The organism is Nodosilinea sp. FACHB-141, assembly GCF_014696135.1.
GTDB lineage: Bacteria > Cyanobacteriota > Cyanobacteriia > Phormidesmidales > Phormidesmidaceae > Nodosilinea.
The window spans coordinates 117,523-136,642 of record NZ_JACJPP010000012.1 but is presented as its reverse complement, the minus strand read 5'-3'; the positions used below and the strand labels follow the sequence as shown (position 1 = coordinate 136,642).

Genomic DNA, 19,120 nt, shown 5'->3' with positions numbered 1-19,120 from the left:
TCATTATGGCCATTGCAGGGAAGCCAGGAAAAGCCCATTTGGCTCATTGGCAAAATCCCTAAAATTATGTCGCGCATTGGTTGTTTAGGGGAGGCTACCCGATGGCAGGTTGGAGCGAGGGGGATAGACCCGCCGGGGGCGATGGTCAAAAACCTGCCCTAGGGGGCGATCGCAAACCGGGCTGGGCTACCGGGCTGCTAGCCCTGGTGTTAGGGGGCCTACTCTACCGCGCTATCGTGGCGCTCTGGCTGTTTCCGGGGTTTGACGAAGCTTATTACTACCTCTACAGCCGCTACCTGAGCCTGAGCTATTTCGATCATCCGCCCATGGTGGCCATCACAACCGGGATAGGCTGGTGGCTCACAGGAGTCATTTCACCTTTTACCATTCGCCTGGGGGCGCTGCTGCTCTACTGTCTCAGCTTAGGGCTGCTGTACCTGGCGGCAACGCGGCTGTTTTCAGCGGCGGTGGGGCAGATGACCGTGGCTATTGTCACATTGATACCGCTGTTTAACATTGGCTTTGGTATTCTCACCTCTCCCGACAACGGGCTGATTTTGTTTTGGAGTGCCACCCTGCTGGTCGCCGCTTGGGAGTTTTTTCCCCATAGCGACCGGATTGAGGACCCTAAGGCAAAAGCTTACGTACCCAGCTGGCGCATTGTGCTGTTGGGACTAACGGTGGCCCTGGCGGGGTTGAGCAAGTACCACGGCTTTGTGCTGGGCATTAGCCTAGTGGGGTTTTGTGTCGCCTATCGACCCTACCGCGCGGCGCTGCGATCGCCCTGGACCCTGCTTGCCCTGGGTGTATTTATTCTCACCCTCTTCCCCCTCTGGTACTGGAACAGCCAGAACGACTGGATTTCCTTTCGCTTTCAGCTGGGCATGCGATTTGACAGCAATGCTGCTCCCGCTGGCTTTAGCCTGGGGCAAATGGTGGGCTACTGGCTGCTGTCAAATGTTTATCTGTTTCCCCTAATTGGCTTTCCGCTGTGGTGGGTAGCAGCAAGACAGAGCGCTAAGCAGGTGGTATTCTGGCGTTCCCCCGGCCTGAGCGACAGTGAAGTCCAGGAGCATCACAAACAGGGTTTCGTTCTGTGGCTATCGCTGCCGATTATGCTGCTGTTTACCCTGCTAGGTGGCAAGCAGCAGATTTTGCCCGCCTGGCCCGCCCCTGGCTACTGGGGCATCGCCATTTTGCTGGCCGCTCAGGTGCTGGTTTGGCAACGCGATCGCCCTCGCCTCATTCGGCGCTGGCTGTGGGGTTCGGGGCTGTTTTTAGGCTCGCTTTCCATGGTGGCGCTGCTTCATCTGAAACTGGGCGTTCTGCAAAAACCAAGCACCTACGCTCTGTTTGGTGGACTATTACCCGTCGAGCAGGATGGATCCACAGAACTGATCGACACGAGCCAGCTCAAGCGGCAGTTTGCCAGCAATCCAGAGATCCAAGCAGCTCTCGATGAGGTGGAGTTTGTCTTCACCAACGAGTATTACCTGGGGGGCTACTTTGCCATGGCTATTCACCCTCTAGTCAATCTGCCAGTGACAGCCTTTAGTCAAGACGCGCGCGGTTTTGCCTACTGGTTTAACCCCCAAGACTGGGTGGGGCAAGATGCGCTTTATATGACGCTCGATCGCTTTGCCCAAGACGACAGAATTGTAGAAGGCTATCGCTCCCTATTCAACAGCATTGAGCCGCTAGGCACTGTACCAATCATGCGCGGCGGCGAAGTGACCGAGACCATTCACGTGTATCGCGCCAACAACTTGCGGCAGGCCTACCCCTACCCCTACGGTCCCTCAGCGGGTGCGCTGCCGCAGCCGCCAGCCGGTGTAGCTGAGTAGCGCGGTAGCAGCTAGGGCATAGACTAGACCGCTGGGCATGCCTGCAAACGCCAGGGCTAAACTGCCGGCCCACAGAGTCAGCACGTAGATGAAGAGCACCGTCACCCGATGAGACAGCCCCGCCTGGAGCAGCCGGTGGTGTAGGTGGCGCTTGTCGGCTACAAAGGGGGATTTGCCTGCTCGCAAGCGATCGACAATCACGGCCGACATATCGAGAATCGGCACCGCCAAAATTAGGTAAGGCAGCAGTACCGCAGCGGTAGTCACCGTTTTAACCAAGCCGATAACCCCAACCCCCGCCAGGGTAAAGCCCATGAAGTAGGCTCCCCCATCTCCCATGAAAATCTTGGCCGGGTTGAAGTTGTAGCGCAAAAAGCCGAGGGCTCCACCGGCTAGGGCTGCAGCAATTAGCGCCGCTGCGGGCTGGTTCATGTAAAGACTTACCACCAGCATCACAACTGCGGCAATGCCCGACACCCCTGCTGCTAGACCATCGAGGCCGTCGATCCAGTTGATGGCATTGGCCATGCCCACCAGCCACAGAATGGTCACCGGCAGGCTGATGAAGGCGGGCAGCTGGGTAAGCCCGTAGAAAGGAATCGTGAGGAAGTCGATGCTCACGCCTACGTACCAAGCCATGGTGGCCACCACCGCCTGCATAAACAGGCGGCTGAGGGGCGAGAGGCCAAACAGGTCGTCGGTAAGGCCAATGAGAAAGAAGGCCAACCCGCCGAGGGTCACCCCCCAGATCTGAAACTCTTGGGGTGGGGCTAAATGGGCTCCGGCAGCATCAATAAAGCCGCCCATAGACCATACGACCAGCAAGGCTAGCAGCGTACCAATAAAAATTGACACCCCACCCAACCGCACCATGGGCTTGTCGTGTACCTTACGTTCGCCGGGCTGATCGACTCGCCCACTTTTAAGGCCGATGCGGCGCACGATCGGTGTCGTGCCCAGCACCACCGCGGCGGAGATACCAAAGGCCAACACGTGATACAGATAAAACGGCATCTCACTCCCCTCTATGGTTGGAGAAACTCTCTCCTGGCTAGCCACCTCCCTAGCCCAGGCCTAACCCCAGCAAACTAGTTCTTTGGCCATCGCTAATCACCTCGGGTAGCCCTAGGGACTGCCCTTAACCAAGGTCGATCAGGCCAAAGGGTAATTTGGCCCGAAACAGTCCATAGGATAGGCCGAGTCTTGTCAAATAAGCAAAAACTCCATGCAATTATGACAGATCATTAAGGAGTAACCCTAACTTTCTGCGGTTTTGCATGGAGTTAACGCCTGACCTGTGGGTCAAAGGCTTATTTGAGAAGGTATTACACCCTTAGACCAGAGCTGGAACTAGCCCGCCTAAGTGGGTATAGAGGGGGAAGCGATCGCACAAGGCCGCCACCCGACGCTTGCAGTGCTCAGCGATCGCCGCATCTTCGGGATTGAGCAGGCGATCGGCGATGATGTTGGCGATCTCAGTGAACTCAGCCTCGCCCATGCCGCGGGTGGTCATCGCCGGAGAACCCAGGCGCAGGCCGCTGGTGACAAAGGGCGACTCGGGGTCGTAGGGCACAGTGTTTTTGTTAGCGGTGATGTTGACCTCACTCACCAGCTGATCGGCGCGCTTGCCGGTCATGCCGATAGAGCGCAGATCGACCAGTACCAAGTGGTTGTCGGTACCGTCAGACACTACCTTGATGCCCCGCTGCTGGAGCTGAGCCGCCATGCGCTGGGCATTGGCGATCACTTGAGCAGCATAGGCCCGAAACTCGGGTTTGAGAGCTTCGCCAAAGGCCACCGCCTTAGCCGCAATCACGTGCTCCAATGGCCCGCCCTGGCTACCGGGGAACACGGCCTTATCAAACTTTTTGCCCAGTTCGGCATCACGGGCCAATATCAGGCCACCGCGAGGGCCGCGCAGGGTTTTGTGGGTGGTGGTCGTCACCACGTCACAGTGGGGCAGGGGGTTGGGGTGATAACCGGCAGCCACCAATCCAGCGATGTGGGCGATGTCGGCCATCAGGTAAGCACCAACTTCGTCGGCGATCGCGCGAAACTTCTCAAAATCGATCACGCGGGGGTAGGCCGAATAGCCGCAGATGATCAGCTTGGGTCGGTGCTCTAGAGCCAGCTCACGGATCTGGTCAAAGTCGAGTTGTTCGGTCTCGCGGCCAACGCCGTACTGAACGACATTAAACCACTTGCCCGACACGTTCACGGGCGAGCCGTGGGTCAGGTGCCCGCCGTGGGAGAGATCCATGCCCAGGATGGTGTCGCCGGGCTGAAGCAGGGCCAGAAACACGGCAAAGTTGGCCTGGGCTCCAGAGTGGGGCTGCACGTTGGCGTGGGCGGCACCGAAGAGTTCTTTGGCGCGATCGATCGCCAACTGCTCGGCCTCATCCACAAAGGCGCAGCCACCGTAGTAGCGCTTGCCGGGCAGCCCTTCGGCATACTTATTGGTCAATACCGATCCCTGGGCCGCTAGCACCGCAGACGAGGTAAAGTTCTCGCTGGCGATGAGCTCGAGGTGGTCGCGCTGGCGTTGTAGCTCGCGCTGAATAATGCTGGCCAGCAGCGGATCGGACTCTTGCAGAAAATCAAAGTTAGTTTGAGGCACGGGCAAGGCTCCCAACAATCGACAGAACTAGACAGACAAAGGGGACCGTTAACGGGTAGCCGATAGAGCGCCTTCCCCCAAAGCGGTGCTGCTTGCTGCCCTGCAACTCCCGCAGGAATCGCTTCGCGAGGCTCAGTCCATGGTGGAGCGCAGAGAACCCACAGCGGGGATTTGGCATCAAGCAGTTTAATACGCAGTCTATTATCTTATCTGGATGGCCTTCAAATGGGTAGTCAGCCCTGAATACGCTGGGAATAGAGAGCACGCATTTGGAATTTGCGGACAAATGTTACGGATTGCAACATATAATCTTTAGGAACGGCAGAGGCAGGGTTGCTTCGGGGAATGGGCCGATTTCAACTGTTTTGCCAAAGTTGGGTGCAGTTGTGAGAGGCTAGGTTAAGCAGAATTGCCTGTAGTCGGTTTGAGATTTATATTCTCCAGGTTTGGGTCATTAATGCTGCAACTGACGGATTCTCCCCCCATCCAATCCCTATCCTCCGTTGAGGATGCCTACGAGGTGTGCCGACGCGTCACGGCGAAATATTCCAAGACGTTTTACACCGGCACCATGCTGATGGCCCCTGCCAAGCGGCGCGCCATCTGGGCTATTTACGTCTGGTGTCGCCGCACCGATGAACTCGTGGACGGGCCGCAGGCGCAGTTCACCAGCGAAAAGACGTTGGATCGGTGGGAGTCGCAGCTAGAGTCAATTTTTGCCGGCTGCCCAGTGGATGACGAGGATGTCGCCCTGGTAGATACCTTGGAGCAGTTCCCCCTCGACATTCAGCCCTTTCGCGACATGATCGCGGGCCAGCGGATGGATTTGCACCGCAATCGCTACGACACTTTCGAAGACTTAGAGCTGTACTGCTACCGCGTAGCCGGCACCGTAGGGTTGATGTCGACCACAGTGATGGGCATTGATACCCAACTGCAAACCGCTCCCTGGAGCCAGCAACAGCAGCTCGACCCCACTCCCCAGGCGATCGCCCTAGGCATTGCCAACCAGCTCACCAACATTCTGCGCGACGTGGGCGAAGACGCTCGCCGAGGCCGCATTTACCTACCCCTAAAAGATCTGGCCGCCTTTGACTACACCGAAGCTGACCTGGTCGCTGGTGTTGTAGACGAGCGCTGGCGTGCCCTCATGGCCTTTCAGATCGATCGCGCCCGTCGGTTTTATGCCGAAGCAGAGAGCGGCATTGGGCTGCTAAGTGAAGACGCTCGCTGGCCCGTGTGGGCTGCTCTGGCCCTCTACCGTCAGATTTTGGACGTGATTGAAAAAAACGGCTACGACGTGTTTACTCAGCGGGCCTACGTGCCTTCTCTGCGCAAGCTGCTCACCTTGCCCAGCACCCTGCTAAAAGCTCGGGTGCTTTAGACTAGCGACGTTTAGCCGTCTAAATCGCGAAATCTAATGGTTCTCGCAGCAGACCAAGGTCGAGGTTGTTAAGATATGTGTAGGGAATAATTTTTCCTTGCACTGTCTTGGCCTCATATTTCTATGACGACTGCCGCTGCACCTTCTGCCCAAACACCCCATGCGATCGCCTGGAAAATTAAGCTGCTCTATGATGGCGACTGTCCCCTATGTCTGCGGGAAGTCAATTTTTTGCGCAAGCAAGACAACGGCCGTGGGCTGATCGCCTTTACCGATATTGCGGCTGACGACTACAACCCCGCAGACAACGGCGGTATCGATTTTGCCACGGCCATGGGTCGCATCCACGCTGTGAAGGCCGACGGCACCGTGATTCAGAATGTGGATGTGTTTCGCCAAGTCTACGCAGTTCTAGGTATTGGCTGGATCTACGCGCCTACCCGCTGGCCCATCCTTGGCCCGCTGGTCGATTGGGTCTACGGTCTGTGGGCTAACTGGCGTCTAGCGATTACCGGCAGGCCCAGTCTCAAGACGATTTTGGCCGAGCGTGAAGCCCGTCTAGCCGAGGGCTGCGGCAATCCAGAAACTGATTCTACTTCTGGGTCGGTTGACGAATCCCTTGCCAATCGCTGCCGCATTTAGAGCAGTGCCGATCTCCAGTCTCCCCAGCCAACACAAGCAGATATCAAAAAGGCTGGGTTCTCTTAAAACAGAACCCAGCCTTTTTAGTTTCAAGGAAGTTGGTTAACGAGTGGCGTCTAACGCTCAGACTCAGAACCGCTATCTTCTGGCTCATCGAGGGGGCTGCCAGTGCCGTTGTAGAGGGCGTCGAGTTGGTCACGGGCATCTTTTACCGAAATGGATCGCATGACCAGCAGCGGTTCGCGAATTACCTGGCCGTCTTGGTCAAGCAGCTCTGGGTGGGGCATGGGGCGATCGCCTGAAGCGTTCTGCTGGCTGCCGTAGGTTCTGGGCGATTGGGGATTGCGGGCGTTACCGCCAAGCAAAATCAAGTTTCTGACCAGGTTGGCGATCGCCATGATCGCCAGAACCGCAAACGCAATAATGTAAACCACGTGCCACATAGCTGCTGTCCTCTGGCGAACCTTTGCCTGTACTGACTCTAACGCGTTTTAGGTCTGCGTGCTTCGCCAGATCAAAAACTCAAATGTCAGCACCTCTTAACCTCTAGTTTAACCAAAATAAGTCTTCCTCAGCCGGGGGAGCTGACGGGTTGAGGGGTTGCCACCCCGGCTGCCAGAGGGCACGATTTTTGAGCTGTTTGGCGTTGACCCACAGCCGCACCGTGGGATCACAGGAGGCTACCAGCTCCGCAAACACCCACTGGCCATCCTGCTTGCGGTTGGTCACCTGAAAATGTCGCCAGCCGTCGGTCTTTTGGCAAGCCGTCCATTTTGAGCCGAGCAGGTGGGGATATTTTTGCTTGCGGGGCATTGGGGAAGTAAGGGTGTAGGGAGTGGGGGTGAGGGAGATTTAAGCGTTTAGTTCTGAGTTGCGGCAGAAAAATTCAGCACTTAAAACTCAAAACTCAAAACTTTCACCCCTCTCCTATCGTATACCGCTGGCTTCGAGGCGTTTTTTGATGCCGCCCATGTGCACGGCTCGGGTGCTGATTTGAGCCTGCTTTTCACCCAGCAGTACGTAGACGCGGCCTGAAAGTAGCTGGCGCACAAAGGGACGGCGGTAGACCAAGATGCCCTCTAGGTTGGCTTCGGCATCTTCGGTGTAGCCCATTTCAGCTAGGGCAGCATCTAGCTCCCGCTTGAAGGTTTTGCGGCTGTTGATGGGCAGGGTCAATGTGGTGCTGCGGTTAACGAAAGCACCTAAGAGGCCGCCCGCCGTGCCAAATAGGGTGCCGTATAGGTTGGGCAAGCCAGTGTCTAAACCAATACCGAGAGAGTTGACCGCCAGTAGGGCTGTAACTAGGGCAGTGCCAGAAAAGTAATACAGAAACGTAAAGCCGAAACCGGGACCGGAGGGCAGAGTAGGCTCGTCAGACATAGTAGGAAAATCCCTTGCATCCGGGCAGTGGTGTCTATCTTTTCATCAATGTTGGCCCTTGGGAATGGGGGAAGATTGATAGGCTGATAGAGATTTTCTAAACCTTGGCTATGCTCGACCTGCTTCAGCTCACTGGCAAACAGCGGCAGTTTATCGACCTGTTGCAGCAGCAGCAAACGGTGGCGAGTCTGCGATCGCTCTGTGCCCAGGCCGGGTTCGACTTCAACTTTATCAATGGTTTTTTGCTCAGCGGGGCTTTAAATGGCTACGTGCAGTGGCAGGAGCACAGCCAGCAAACCTGGGCGCTGACGGCCAGAGGAGAGGATTTGGCCGGCGTGCTGCCGGGGTCTCTGCTGGCGGATCGGCTGCTGGCTGGCCAGTGTGATCGCGCCCAGCTCCAGGCTGAGCTCGGCCCTGCCTTTAGCCTCAACTACGGTGCCCTGCGGCGCGAGCAGGCCGTCGATTTGATTGATGGCAATGGTGAAGGGACTGTAGCCGTGCTGAAGTCGTCGGTGTTAGGTGCCTACCAGCAGCGGCAGGGAGTGTTTGAGGCGATCGCAGCGGGCAAGGTTTTAGATGCCAGCGCAGCGTCCTCGCTGGAATGGCTCCAGCAGCAGGGTTACATCGCCAGCCGGGTCGAGACCGACTACAGCCTCACCGTGCTCCCGGCCCTGCAAACCCTGGACCTGGGGGATGTGGTGACGACCCTGACTAGCGAGCTAATTTTGTCGGGCCAGTGGCGGCAGGCCGACCTCAAGCCCTACGACATTCACGCCGAGGTGCCCAATGTCGCCTATGGACGACCCACCATTCTCACCCAGTGCATTCAGCGCATCCGCGACATCTTCTTAAACATGGGCTTCGACGAGATGTCGGGCTACATGGTGGAGTCGGCCTTTTGGAATTTTGACGCCCTGTTTACCCCCCAAGACCACCCAGCCCGCGAGGTGCAGGACACGTTTTATCTGGCCAACCCCCAGACCCTACCCCTGCCCGATGACCCAGCCCTAGTGCAGCGAGTCAAACAGGTGCACGAAGCCAACTACGGCGGCCACTGGACCGAGGCCGAAGCCAGCCGCGCCATTCTGCGGGCTCACACCACGACCTCTACCGCTCGCCGCCTGCACCAGCTCCAGGGCAAAGACGGCAAATACTTCTCCATCGATCGCGTCTTTCGCAACGAAACCGTCGATCGCACGCACCTAGCCGAGTTCCACCAGATCGAAGGCGTGGTGGTGGGTGAACTGCTCAGCGTGCGCACGTTGATGGGCTACCTGACCTATTTTTACGAACGATTGGGGTTTAAGGATCTGAAGTTTAAGCCGACCTATAACCCCTATACGGAGCCGTCGCTGGAGGTGTTTGCCTATCACCCGCCGAGCGATCGCTACATCGAAGTCGGCAATTCGGGCCTATTCCGCCAAGAAATGCTCGCTCCCTTGGGCTGCGGCGAAAAAGCCACCGTGGCCTGGGGCCTCGGTCTAGAGCGCATTGCGATGCTGCTCTACGACGTAGAAAAGCTCTCTGACTTAATTGGCCCTGACATTCGCCTTTAAGGTTCAGCACCTGGGCCGCGTTGACCCTCAGGTTGGCGCTGCTGGGGAGCGCAGTAGCATAAAAGCATGATTCTTATCGTTCCTCAAACCCAGTTTCGCCGTAGGCTGACCCGCGCGATCGCCCTGCCCATCGTCCTACTGCTGCTTTTGTCAGGTATTTCCATCTGGCAAACTACTCGGTTATTGTCGGCCTTGGACTGGGTAGACCACACAAGCAGGGTGATTTCGCAAGCCAACTCGGCTCAAAATCTTCTGTTGGATATGGAAACTGGCTTTCGGGGGTATCTGCTGACCGGCGAGCAAGAGTTTTTGGAACCTTACGAGCAAGCTAACCGGTTAATTGAGCCCAGGCTGGAGGAGTTAAAGACTTTAGTTTCAGACAATCCGAGCCAGGTTGAGCGAGTTGTTGAACTGACGGCATCCTTTCAACGGTGGGAACAACAGGTTTTACCTGCCATTGCCCGCCGGCAGCGGGGCGAGTTAGAACCGTTAAGTGATCTCAGGGGCCGAAAACAGATCATGGATCAAATGCGGCAACAGATCGCCGAGTTTATTTCCACGGAGGAGCGGCTGCGAAGCCAGCGCAGTCAGACGGCTCAGGCGACGACTCAATCCGTTATTTTGACCAGTTTGCTTTTGGCAGCTGGCATCGGTGCCATGCTTGCCTATTTCATCTACCGCCAAATTTTATGGGTCTCGCGGGTTTACAAGGATGCCCTGCAAACAGCCCAATTGAGAACTCAGGAAGCTGAACAATCGGCCATTTCACTCCAGCGCAGCGCTCGACGACTGGCGGCTCTACACGACATTGACCGAGCAATTTTAGCCGCAGAGCTAGACAGACCTCTGATCGGCAAAGCCCTTACCAAAATGCGCCAAGTTGTGAAGTTCCAACAGGCGTTTGTGGCTATTTTCGATTTAGAAGCCGAAACCGCTCAAGTCTTGGCCAGCAATAGCCAGGTCGGCGAACTGGCCCTGCCGGTGGGCACTCGCCTCACCGTTGCCGACTTTGCCCTCGAGCAGACCATGCTCAACGGCGTTCGCTACGTTCAAAATCTGTCCACCGCAGAAACCTGCCCACCGGTACTGGTGCAGTTGAGAGCCCAGGGATTTTTAAGCTGCCTAAGTGTGCCCCTCCGCGTAGACCACACCCTCGTGGGCGAACTCAACCTGGCATCGACTGAGCCGGCGGCCTTTGACGAAGAAGCCCAGGAGATTGCCTTTGAGGTGGCCAACCAGCTGGCGATCGCCCTAGAGCAGACCCGGCTTCGCACCCAGCTCCAAAACTATGCGGCGCTACTAGAGCAACGGGTTAGCGATCGCACCGCTCAGCTAGAAGAAACCAACCAGGAGCTAGAAGCGTTTACCTACTCGGTTTCCCACGATTTGCGCGCGCCGCTGCGCACCATTCATGGGTTTGCCAATGCCCTGCTTGAAGACTGTGGTGAGCAACTAGACGACCTAGGCCGCAACTATATCGCTTCCATCATGGAAGATGCGGCGCAGATGAATGGACTAATCAGCGATTTGCTGAACTACAGCCGTCTCACTCGCACTCAAATTAGTCTACAGCCCACAAAACTAGCTGAAGTCGTAGAAGACGCTTTGAAGCAGCTAACGGCTCAAATTCAGGAAAGGCAGGCTCAGATTGAGGTTGCGGCGGCCTTGCCTGGGGTCATGGCCCACCGCTCAACCCTCATTCAAGCCGTGACCAACCTCATCGGCAATGCCATCAAGTTTGTTGAACCCACTACCCAACCACAGATAGATATTTTTGCCGAAGAAACGTATCACAATGGGCGCCGCTGGATACGAATGTGGATCGTAGACAACGGCATTGGCATTGCACCCGAACACCAAGAGCGAGTCTTCCGCGTCTTTGAGCGCCTGCATGGGGCCGAGAGCTATCCTGGCACGGGCATTGGCCTAGCCATTGTGCGCAAAGGGCTAGAGCGGATGGGCGGGCAAGTCGGAGTGGAATCGCAACTGGGCCGCGGCAGTCGGTTCTGGATTGCGTTACCAATGGCTGTTCCCCCATCCCATAATTTGACCCATGACCCAACCCCTCCGAATTCTTCTCATTGACGACAACCGCAGCGATCGCCTCCTAGTGCTGCGGGAATTAAAGCGTGAATTTGACCAGCTAGACGTTCAGCAAATTAACAGCTCCGGTGAATTTAGTCGGGCCATCAGAGCAGGCAACTTCGACGCCGTGGTGACCGACTTTCAACTGCGCTGGACCACCGGACTAGACATTCTAGAAACGGTGAGACAACATTATCCCCGCTGCCCGGTAGTGATGTTTACCAATACCGGCACCGAGGAAGTTGCCGTCGAAGCAATGAAGCTAGGCCTCGATGACTACATTCTTAAAGAACCCAATCGCTACATCCGTGTACCGACTGCCGTTCGAATTGCGCTAGAACGGCGGCAAGTACAACAACGAGCTGCCCTGTTAGAAATCCGCCTACAGGGGTTGCTGAATCAGGTCAAAATCGGCATTTTTCGCTCTAGTTCAGAGGGCATCCTGCTGGAAGCAAATCGTGCTTTTCTAGAATTATTGGGCGCAGAGTCACTGGCTCAAGCGAGCGAACTCAATTTAATTGATACTCGCCATTACTACAGTCTTTTAATCGATTTACCACCCCCCCAGCAGCAGGAGCAGGAAGTGCAGCTGCACAGAAGCGATGGAACTGAATTTTGGGCCCTTTTAACCACAACGTTGAATACTGTTGAGGGAATTACCGTTATCGATGGCCTGCTCGAAGACATTACAGAGCGTAAGCAAGGTGAAGTAGCCCTGCAAGAACTCAACGCCACCTTAGAAGCACGGGTGCAAAAACGAACGGCCGAACTGGAAGCGGTAAATCAGGATCTTGAAGAGTTCACCTATTCCATCTCCCATGATTTGCGTGCTCCCCTGCGCGCCATTCAGGGGTTTGCTCAAATTTTGTTAGAAGACATTGGGCCTTCCTTAGATGCGAGCAACTCAGAATGCTTGCATCGCATTTTGGCCAACACCAAGCAGCTAAATACCCTGATTACCGACCTACTGGCCTACAGCCGCATGAGGCGGGTTGAAGTCGCTCTGGAGTCGGTCAATCTATCCGTCGCCTTAACAGACGTATTAGCGACCTTGAAGCCGGAGCTGCAAGAACGCCAAGCCCAAATTACTCTTGAAGAACCGCTGCCGATGGTTCGAGCCAATGCCCCCATGCTCAATCAGGTGTTGATCAACTTACTTTTAAATGCGGTTAAGTTTGTGGCCAATGGTGTGCAGCCCCAGGTACGAGTCTGGGCGGTTGAAAACCGGCCGAACGAAGCAACCGGGGAGCCATCAACCATTCGTTTATACCTGGAGGACAATGGCATTGGTATTGCGTCAGAGCACCAGCAGCAAATCTTTAGCCCCTTTGCTCGGCTACACAGCGAAGCAGACTATCCAGGGACTGGAATTGGGCTAGCGATCGCCCGCAAAGGCATAGAGCGCATGGGTGGGCAAATAGGCGTTGAATCCCAACTCGGGCAGGGCAGCCGATTTTGGATAGAGTTACCTGCTGGAAAGCCGTAAGGCGCGCCCGATTTTGGTTGCAAGGTCTGATCCATCTCTAAATTAGTAGCCTTGAGTTGCCATACTGAATAGCGTGAATAATTTCTCCAGTTCTTCCTGAATCAAACTAATCATCACTCCCCCCGGTTGCCCCTCTCCCATGAGCACAGAACACACCATATTACTGGTCGAAGACAATCCTAAGGATGTTTTTTTAGTGCAGCGGGCCTTTCGCAAAGCTAATATCACCACCTTGGTACAGGTGGTCAGCGACGGTGATGCAGCACTTCAGTACCTCAACGGAGAAGCGCCCTACAGCGATCGCGCCACCTATCCATTGCCTGTATTTGTACTGCTCGATCTCAAGCTACCGCGGCGATCGGGGGCCGAAGTATTAGCCTGGATTCGCCAACAGCCCCAACTCCGGCGCTTGCCCGTGGTGGCGCTCACCTCATCCAGAGAATATACCGATGTCAATCGCCTCTACGACTTGGGTGCCAACGCCTACATTGCTAAACCGCCCGACTTTGATCAGCTAGTCGATATCCTTAAAACGCTAAATCTCCACTGGATTACCTATAACGAAAAACCCCAGCTGGGTCTGATGTAAACCAAAAGAGTGCCAACCATGACAGGCCAGAGGCCCATCTCACAAAAGTTGGTCATTTGCGTCTTGGGATTCTCTGGGAAATTCTTGTGGAATAGCCGTCTCGGCTGTCCAATCTTCAACAATCGCCCATAGCGATCGCTCGGAGCCCTTTGAATACCCTAGCTGCCTTGGAGCACTTAACCAACGTGAGGGTGGCTGTACCTTGTTCTAAGCGGCAGCGTCTTTGGGCTCATCGTCGTTGAGCTTATTGTCTAGGACACTTACCAGCGTCTCTAGATCCAGCGTAAGCTGCTCAGTGGGTTCAGAATCAGCGCTATCTTCCGAAGGAGCCTCAGAATCACTCTCAGCCGATGTCGCTGCTTCATCGCGCTCTAACCAGGGCGAATCGAAGTGGTGCCAGGGGAGCACAGGCTCGTTGGGCAAACTCTCAGTGAGCACGGTAATGTTGCTCGCATCGGGCTCGGGCAACGCCACGCGCCGCTCTAGAGTCGTTTCTTGCTGTCCATCACTCATACTGGTTCCCGCTAAATGCGGTCAAAAACGTTAGAGCCAGAGCTTCTAGCAGAGTCTCTAGACTGGCGCTAGATTAACCCAGAAGATGACCCGGTAGCCACGTAAATTACCAGGATATGTACCAGCATGATAACAGTTGTGCTCCAGATGGTGTAAGCCGCATATTTAAGGCTTTGCGAAGTATCTTCAAGCCGTTGCTTGTTGGCATTGTAGGTTTCAGACAGATTGACCAGCATTTGCAGCTGGTAATCTTGCTCAGACAAGGCCAGATAGGTTTCTAAAAATTTACGATCTTCTAGATTAGGAGTAACGGCCACCTGACGGGGCAAAAACGCCCCCATCAGCAGCGAGAAGCTGGCCAAAAACCCAACAATTTCGGCGATGCTAAACACGCTACCGCTTACCAGCAACCGCGAAATGCTGAGGCTCGTTAGCAGCGCCCCGTTGGCCACAAACAAGATATTAAGCTTGGTGGTCAAAATTTGGCTTTGCTCATTTTGCTCGCGCAGCACCATACGCACGTCTTGAGCCGCTAGAGCCAGCGTCGCCGGGGGAATGGTCAACGGCTCGGGGGCTGGCTCTTCGACGGGCAAACTGAGCTGCACCTCATCGGGTGGAGCATCGACTAGAGGCAGTGTATCGGCAGGGGCAGGGGTAGAAACAGCATTGACCATGGCAGCAGCCACTCAGACGACCCTCTTGAGGTGAACAGATAGATTGGAATCCTGACAGGTTCCAGAAACTCGGTTTTGCAAAATTTGACCGGCGGCCGTGCTCTAATTAACGGCGGCTGCCCTGCATCTATGGTAGTCAGAATTCTCTCTGCTGAGCGGGGTTTGAGTGGCAAATTCGCCGCTATATTAGGGTTTGGTAGTGAGTTACGTGCAGGCTGGCCGATTTTTCCCAAGTGTAGTTGAGCAGCACCGTCTGACTATGCTGAACGAGCTGATCTGCTGTCCTAGGGTCTAGCGCCGCAACCATGGCGGCAGCAATGGCAGAGGGCAAATCAGGATTGACTAATAAAGCCTGATTTGAGCTAAGAAATTCGGTAAACGGGGGCTGGTCAGCGGTGATGACGGGTAAGCCTGAGGCGATCGCCTCCAGCACCACCAGCCCCCAGCCCTCTTTGGTCGATGGAAAGCAAAACACATCGGCGGCGCGGTAAAGCGCAGGTAAATCCTCATCGGCAATCACCCCTGGGAGCAGGACGGATTGACCCATCAATGGGCCGTGCTGCTGCTCTAGATCCTTCGCTCGGGCAAAGAATCTCTGCCGATAGGGTTCGTAGTCAAATAGGGTGGCCCCGCCCGCAATGACGAGCTGCGCCTGGGGATAGGTGGTGAGCACCTGGGCAAACGCTTCTAGCAAACGAATAGAATTCTTGCGCGGCTCAATACCACCTACGGTGAGAAAAATAGGTGATCCGGTCAGGCCGTAGCGAGCTTTGCGAGCCTCTTCTTGGCCAGAGGGAGTTGGAGAGAATCGCCGTAGATCCACGCCGTTGAGCACTCGGGGGGCTTCAATACCGTACTCGTCGCGGAGGGCTTGGTGCCAGCGATCGCTCACGCACAAACACAGATCAGGATCCCGAATCGATTTATCCTGACACCGTTGCAGGTAAACGCTGGCGTAGTCTTCGATGTGGTGAACAGTACGCACTACGTTGGGCACTCGGCCCTGCTGCCGCAGCTGCACCAGGGCATTGGCCCCAATGCAGTCTTGGGCGTGGTAGATATCGTGGCGATCGGGACAAGCCAAAAAGTAATCGACAAATTCTTGAATACGCCGGCGAATCAGCACGTCGATAGCTTGATCAGGGGATAGGCCAGCCGAGGGCGGTTTAGCAAGTACTAACTGAACCTTGGCTGGAATCGTTCGATCGAAGCCTTGGCCGTCTTTATCGAGGACATAGATGCAGACTTGATGCCCCAGTTCTGTAAGCGCCGTCGCCAGCTCTAGAGTATGCACAACGCTACCCCTTAGCTTGGTGGAGTAGGTAAGCAGCGCAATTTTGAGGGGTTGAGCCATATTAGACCTCGTGGACCTTGTCACCAAATCCGGTCAGGGCTTCGGTGGCGAAGTCCCAAAAGCAAAGGGAGACTTCACCGAGCTTCAGGGTGAGCGTTTGACCTTCAGTAATTTTGCCCACGGGTTCACACACCAACCCTCGGTCGTGGAACGGGGGTTGTATTTGTTCTACGGCTTCGGGGCGCACGCTGAGCAGATAGCCGTAGCTGGGAAAGCTGAGCAGCCACGGCAGCAAGTCTACTTGAGGGGGTGGGGCGATCGCCCCTAAATTCAGCACCGCCCCACAGTTTGATGTCTCCAGCAACATCAGTGTGGTGCCCACAATGCCGCCCATGCTGATGTCTTTACCGGTGTCGCAGAGGCCCAATTCGGCCAGGGCAGGCAGCAGATTTAGGTTGGCTTGTAGGCGATCGCGCTCACACTCTGTCGCTGCGTTCCAAAACGGGTATTGGGGGTGCATGTGCCCCTGCATGTCGGTAATGTGGAGCAGCACATCCCCCGGTTGAGCGCTGAAGCTGGTGATCAGGCGGTTGGCCCGACCTAGAATGGCGACTGATAGAGCCGTGTAAGGGCTATGGCAGCTGGTGTGCCCACCCACAATCGGCACGTTGAAGGCTTGAGATGCGGCCACCATGCCCTGCCATAGGGGATCCACTGATGTGGCGGATGGGCTCCAGATGGTATCGACTACGGCGATCGGGCGGCCTCCCATTGCATAGATATCGCTGACGTTGACCATTACAGCACACCACCCGGCAAACCAGGGATCAGTCTCCACCAGGGTAGGCCACATGCCCTCCACGGCTAGCAGCAGGTAGCCCTCGCCGTCGGGGATGGCGGCGCAGTCATCTCCTAGCAGAATGGGTTGCTGGGTGGTAGAACGCACGTAGGTGCCCAGGCGGTCTGCCGCTGTTTGAATGTCTTGTTTGTGGAGGATGCCGAGCGATCGCCGCAGTTCGGCAGCCAGTTCAGATAGCTTTAGCTCGTCTGACATAAATACTTGAGGGATGCTTGGAGAGGTTACCTGGTGATGCATGGAATGTATGGCTAGCGAAGGCGAGTGTAGGAGAGCCAGATTTGCCGCTGGGGCCATTTCGCTGGCCCCAGACCCCCGTCTCGAAGAGCGTTCCGCCGCCCTTCACCCCACGGAAAGGATTAGCTGGTCATCGGTTTAAACCTATGTTTTGCGAACTGATGGGTGGCAATCTAGACCCCGAGGTAGCAACCATTCTCGCCTCACCCCTCCATCACCCCGTAGCTCCATCCCCCCTTCACCCATCCACCCCTCTCCCCCTAACCCATCCACTCCTCAAGACACCTGCCGCAGCAGCCCCGCCAGCCCAGGCCGCACCTCGTCACCGGGGGGATAGTGGGCCAGATCGGCCTCCATCAGGTGATGGTTGCGATCGCAGAGCACCATCTCCTCTAACGAGTCCCAGTGGAGGCGCTGAAAGAAGCGGACGTTTTGCTCTTGAACGGTGGCGAGGAAGCGATCGCAGCCCCAGGTATTGGCCGTCGTCACTGCTTTGTGAATCAGTCCTTTGCCGATGCGCCCCACCCGGCGATAGTTGGGATGAACCCCCAGGCGTCCGCCGTACCAGAGCCGGGGCGATTTTTCGTAAATGCGCACCACGCCTACGACGCGGTTTTCTGGGAGGGCTTCGTGGTCAATGGCGACGATGGGGTAGGCGACGCCATCCAAGCTGTCGGCGTCGTCGTGGTCAAACAGCCCCTGTTCTTCGCAGAAAATGGCCTGACGCAGGGCAAAATAGCCTTCTAGATCGTAGGGCGACGTCGCTAGTTCAAAGCTGTAGCGATGGAGAGCCATAGTGATTAACCCTCAAACGTAGACAGAGCCGAACAAGCGCCGCATTTAGCGCAGCCTGCCTTTATATCTGCCGAGGCCATGCCCGACTGCTTCAGCAGCGCCCCCACCCGCTGGTAGAGCGTGAACATAAACTCGCTGCTGGGGGAAGGATGATGGGCCAGTGGCGTTTCGCCGATGGGCACAAAGGGCACCACGAAGGGGTACACGCCGAGCTGGATGAGGCGATCGCTCGCTTCCACCAGGGTTTCTAAGCTGTCGCCCAGACCCGCCAGCAGGTAGGTGCTCACCTGGCCCCAACCAAACACGTTCACCGCCGCCTCAAAGGCCGCAAAGTAGACGATGAGAGGAACCTCCGCCTTGCCGGGCATAATTCTGGCTCGCACGTCAGGATCCACCGCTTCAAGGTGCATGCCCAGGCTGTCGACGCCTGCCGCCTTCATGCGCTCAAACCAGGCGAAGTCGTCAGGGGGCTCACACTGGGCCTGAATGGGCAGGTTGGGTACCCGCTGGCGAATGGCGGTGGCACATTCGGTCAAGTAGGCAGCACCGCGATCGCTCGTATTCGGCGTCCCCGTCGTCATGATCATGTTGGTTATCCCATCTAGCCGCACGGCGGCTTCGGCTACCTCCGCCAGTTGTTGCGGCGTTTTGCGGGCAATGGTGCGACCCGCGTCTAAGGACTTTTCGATGGCGCAGAATTGGCAGGCTGTGGCCGGGTCGCGATAGCGCATGCAGGTCTGCTGCACCGTGGTAGCCAGCACATCGCGCCCGTGGAGAAGGGCAATCTTCGAGTAGGGAATACCATCGGCGGTGGTCAGACCGTAGAATCTGGGGGCATTGGGCACGTCGATGGGGGTGATGGCTTCTCCCGAGGCCTCTATATGCAGGGGGCTGGCGGCGGTAGCTCTGAGGGTGTAAGGAGAGTGGGCGGCGCTATCGTTGTAGACCGGCACCATGACGGTAGTGCCGTCGATGGTGATGGCGCGGTGGTCAGAGGGGCCTGCCCCGCCTCGCCGCCCCGCTGCTCCAGGGGTGGATTCCACCAGCCGCAGCCCGTGGGTTTGTAACTCTGTAATTAACCGCTGCTTGTTCATGGCCTGATATTCAATACCCGATAAAAACCTGCGTCAATCACTGCCGCTAACGACTGGATAGCGAGCACACACAT

General features: G+C 56.3%; 18 protein-coding genes. 7 read left to right on the top strand and 11 right to left on the bottom strand.

Features of this window, described 5'->3' with window-relative positions; all coding sequences use genetic code 11:
• Window positions 1-101: 101 nt before the first annotated feature.
• On the top strand, window positions 102-1,844 hold the full coding sequence (locus tag H6F59_RS13065; protein ID WP_190700301.1) for a glycosyltransferase family 39 protein: 1,743 nt from the start codon (window positions 102-104) through the stop codon (window positions 1,842-1,844).
• Here H6F59_RS13065 and H6F59_RS13060 read toward each other — a convergent pair.
• Together H6F59_RS13060 and glyA are read right to left on the bottom strand one after the other, a co-directional pair.
• Entirely contained in the window at window positions 1,800-2,858 is a 1,059-nt protein-coding gene (locus tag H6F59_RS13060) for a glycosyltransferase family 4 protein (protein ID WP_190516582.1), read from the bottom strand. The two genes, H6F59_RS13065 and H6F59_RS13060, sit on opposite strands and share 45 nt — an antisense overlap.
• 319 nt (window positions 2,859-3,177) lie before the next feature.
• On the bottom strand, window positions 3,178-4,461 hold the full coding sequence (gene glyA, locus H6F59_RS13055; protein WP_190700298.1) for a serine hydroxymethyltransferase: 1,284 nt from the start codon (window positions 4,459-4,461) through the stop codon (window positions 3,178-3,180).
• Between the two features lie 457 nt (window positions 4,462-4,918).
• Here glyA and crtB point away from each other — a divergent pair, with 457 nt between their 5' ends.
• Together crtB and H6F59_RS13045 are read left to right on the top strand one after the other, a co-directional pair.
• On the top strand, window positions 4,919-5,845 hold the full coding sequence (gene crtB, locus H6F59_RS13050; RefSeq protein ID WP_190700294.1) for a 15-cis-phytoene synthase CrtB: 927 nt from the start codon (window positions 4,919-4,921) through the stop codon (window positions 5,843-5,845).
• Window positions 5,846-5,968: 123 nt separating this feature from the next.
• Window positions 5,969-6,487: a thiol-disulfide oxidoreductase DCC family protein gene (locus tag H6F59_RS13045; protein WP_190700291.1), complete on the top strand. Its 519-nt coding sequence runs from the start codon at window positions 5,969-5,971 to the stop codon at window positions 6,485-6,487.
• Window positions 6,488-6,603: 116 nt separating this feature from the next.
• Here the strand turns inward: H6F59_RS13045 and H6F59_RS13040 are convergent, their stop codons facing one another.
• The 3 genes from H6F59_RS13040 to H6F59_RS13030 all read right to left on the bottom strand — a co-directional run bounded on the left by H6F59_RS13040 (window position 6,604) and on the right by H6F59_RS13030 (window position 7,867).
• Window positions 6,604-6,930: a DUF2973 domain-containing protein gene (locus H6F59_RS13040; RefSeq protein ID WP_190700289.1), complete on the bottom strand. Its 327-nt coding sequence runs from the start codon at window positions 6,928-6,930 to the stop codon at window positions 6,604-6,606.
• Window positions 6,931-7,033: 103 nt separating this feature from the next.
• Window positions 7,034-7,300, bottom strand: a complete 267-nt coding sequence (locus tag H6F59_RS13035; RefSeq protein ID WP_190516570.1) for a TIGR02450 family Trp-rich protein — start codon at window positions 7,298-7,300, stop codon at window positions 7,034-7,036.
• A gap of 114 nt (window positions 7,301-7,414) precedes the next feature.
• Entirely contained in the window at window positions 7,415-7,867 is a 453-nt protein-coding gene (locus H6F59_RS13030) for a hypothetical protein (RefSeq protein ID WP_190700286.1), read from the bottom strand.
• Between the two features lie 110 nt (window positions 7,868-7,977).
• On the opposite strand from H6F59_RS13030, the gene H6F59_RS13025 reads away from it, so the two are divergent.
• The 4 genes from H6F59_RS13025 to H6F59_RS13010 all read left to right on the top strand — a co-directional run bounded on the left by H6F59_RS13025 (window position 7,978) and on the right by H6F59_RS13010 (window position 13,583).
• Complete coding sequence (locus H6F59_RS13025) at window positions 7,978-9,423, top strand: phenylalanine--tRNA ligase subunit alpha (RefSeq protein ID WP_190700283.1); 1,446 nt, start codon at window positions 7,978-7,980, stop codon at window positions 9,421-9,423.
• 66 nt (window positions 9,424-9,489) lie between these two features.
• Window positions 9,490-11,508 (top strand): CHASE3 domain-containing protein, encoded by a 2,019-nt coding sequence (locus H6F59_RS13020; RefSeq protein ID WP_190700281.1) that lies wholly within the window; start codon window positions 9,490-9,492, stop codon window positions 11,506-11,508.
• Entirely contained in the window at window positions 11,477-12,994 is a 1,518-nt protein-coding gene (locus H6F59_RS13015) for an ATP-binding protein (RefSeq protein WP_190700277.1), read from the top strand. Before H6F59_RS13020 ends, H6F59_RS13015 begins: the two co-directional genes overlap by 32 nt.
• 139 nt (window positions 12,995-13,133) lie before the next feature.
• On the top strand, window positions 13,134-13,583 hold the full coding sequence (locus H6F59_RS13010) for a response regulator (RefSeq protein ID WP_190516558.1): 450 nt from the start codon (window positions 13,134-13,136) through the stop codon (window positions 13,581-13,583).
• Between the two features lie 207 nt (window positions 13,584-13,790).
• Here H6F59_RS13010 and H6F59_RS13005 read toward each other — a convergent pair whose 3' ends face one another.
• From H6F59_RS13005 to H6F59_RS12980, 6 genes are all read right to left on the bottom strand, one after another.
• Window positions 13,791-14,096 (bottom strand): hypothetical protein, encoded by a 306-nt coding sequence (locus tag H6F59_RS13005; protein WP_190516556.1) that lies wholly within the window; start codon window positions 14,094-14,096, stop codon window positions 13,791-13,793.
• Window positions 14,097-14,164: 68 nt separating this feature from the next.
• On the bottom strand, window positions 14,165-14,770 hold the full coding sequence (locus H6F59_RS13000; RefSeq protein ID WP_190700807.1) for a hypothetical protein: 606 nt from the start codon (window positions 14,768-14,770) through the stop codon (window positions 14,165-14,167).
• A 181-nt stretch (window positions 14,771-14,951) separates the two neighbouring features.
• The gene (locus tag H6F59_RS12995; RefSeq protein WP_190700274.1) at window positions 14,952-16,124 is read right to left on the bottom strand and encodes an MSMEG_0565 family glycosyltransferase; all 1,173 of its coding nucleotides are present in this window, start codon (window positions 16,122-16,124) and stop codon (window positions 14,952-14,954) included.
• A gap of 1 nt (window position 16,125) precedes the next feature.
• Window positions 16,126-17,118, bottom strand: coding sequence for a sll0787 family AIR synthase-like protein (locus tag H6F59_RS12990; protein ID WP_190700271.1), 993 nt, complete (start codon window positions 17,116-17,118; stop codon window positions 16,126-16,128).
• 315 nt (window positions 17,119-17,433) lie between these two features.
• On the bottom strand, window positions 17,434-17,952 hold the full coding sequence (locus tag H6F59_RS12985) for an MSMEG_0567/Sll0786 family nitrogen starvation N-acetyltransferase (protein ID WP_190700268.1): 519 nt from the start codon (window positions 17,950-17,952) through the stop codon (window positions 17,434-17,436).
• A gap of 5 nt (window positions 17,953-17,957) precedes the next feature.
• A complete protein-coding gene (locus tag H6F59_RS12980; protein WP_190700265.1) occupies window positions 17,958-19,046 on the bottom strand; it encodes an MSMEG_0568 family radical SAM protein in 1,089 nt (362 codons plus the stop codon).
• Between the last annotated feature and the right edge of the window lie 74 nt (window positions 19,047-19,120).

Coding starts and splice junctions, on each gene's coding strand:
- H6F59_RS13035 (WP_190516570.1), bottom strand. CDS start 7,300: ATGCCCCGCAAGCAAAAATATCCCCACCTGCTCGGCTCAAAATGGACG.
- H6F59_RS12995 (WP_190700274.1), bottom strand. CDS start 16,124: ATGGCTCAACCCCTCAAAATTGCGCTGCTTACCTACTCCACCAAGCTA.
- H6F59_RS12990 (WP_190700271.1), bottom strand. CDS start 17,118: ATGTCAGACGAGCTAAAGCTATCTGAACTGGCTGCCGAACTGCGGCGA.
- H6F59_RS13005 (WP_190516556.1), bottom strand. CDS start 14,096: ATGAGTGATGGACAGCAAGAAACGACTCTAGAGCGGCGCGTGGCGTTG.
- H6F59_RS13000 (WP_190700807.1), bottom strand. CDS start 14,770: ATGGTCAATGCTGTTTCTACCCCTGCCCCTGCCGATACACTGCCTCTA.
- H6F59_RS12985 (WP_190700268.1), bottom strand. CDS start 17,952: ATGGCTCTCCATCGCTACAGCTTTGAACTAGCGACGTCGCCCTACGAT.
- H6F59_RS13030 (WP_190700286.1), bottom strand. CDS start 7,867: ATGTCTGACGAGCCTACTCTGCCCTCCGGTCCCGGTTTCGGCTTTACG.
- H6F59_RS13060 (WP_190516582.1), bottom strand. CDS start 2,858: ATGCCGTTTTATCTGTATCACGTGTTGGCCTTTGGTATCTCCGCCGCG.
- H6F59_RS13065 (WP_190700301.1), top strand. CDS start 102: ATGGCAGGTTGGAGCGAGGGGGATAGACCCGCCGGGGGCGATGGTCAA.
- H6F59_RS13040 (WP_190700289.1), bottom strand. CDS start 6,930: ATGTGGCACGTGGTTTACATTATTGCGTTTGCGGTTCTGGCGATCATG.
- H6F59_RS13025 (WP_190700283.1), top strand. CDS start 7,978: ATGCTCGACCTGCTTCAGCTCACTGGCAAACAGCGGCAGTTTATCGAC.
- crtB (WP_190700294.1), top strand. CDS start 4,919: ATGCTGCAACTGACGGATTCTCCCCCCATCCAATCCCTATCCTCCGTT.
- H6F59_RS13010 (WP_190516558.1), top strand. CDS start 13,134: ATGAGCACAGAACACACCATATTACTGGTCGAAGACAATCCTAAGGAT.
- H6F59_RS13020 (WP_190700281.1), top strand. CDS start 9,490: ATGATTCTTATCGTTCCTCAAACCCAGTTTCGCCGTAGGCTGACCCGC.
- H6F59_RS13045 (WP_190700291.1), top strand. CDS start 5,969: ATGACGACTGCCGCTGCACCTTCTGCCCAAACACCCCATGCGATCGCC.
- H6F59_RS13015 (WP_190700277.1), top strand. CDS start 11,477: ATGACCCAACCCCTCCGAATTCTTCTCATTGACGACAACCGCAGCGAT.
- H6F59_RS12980 (WP_190700265.1), bottom strand. CDS start 19,046: ATGAACAAGCAGCGGTTAATTACAGAGTTACAAACCCACGGGCTGCGG.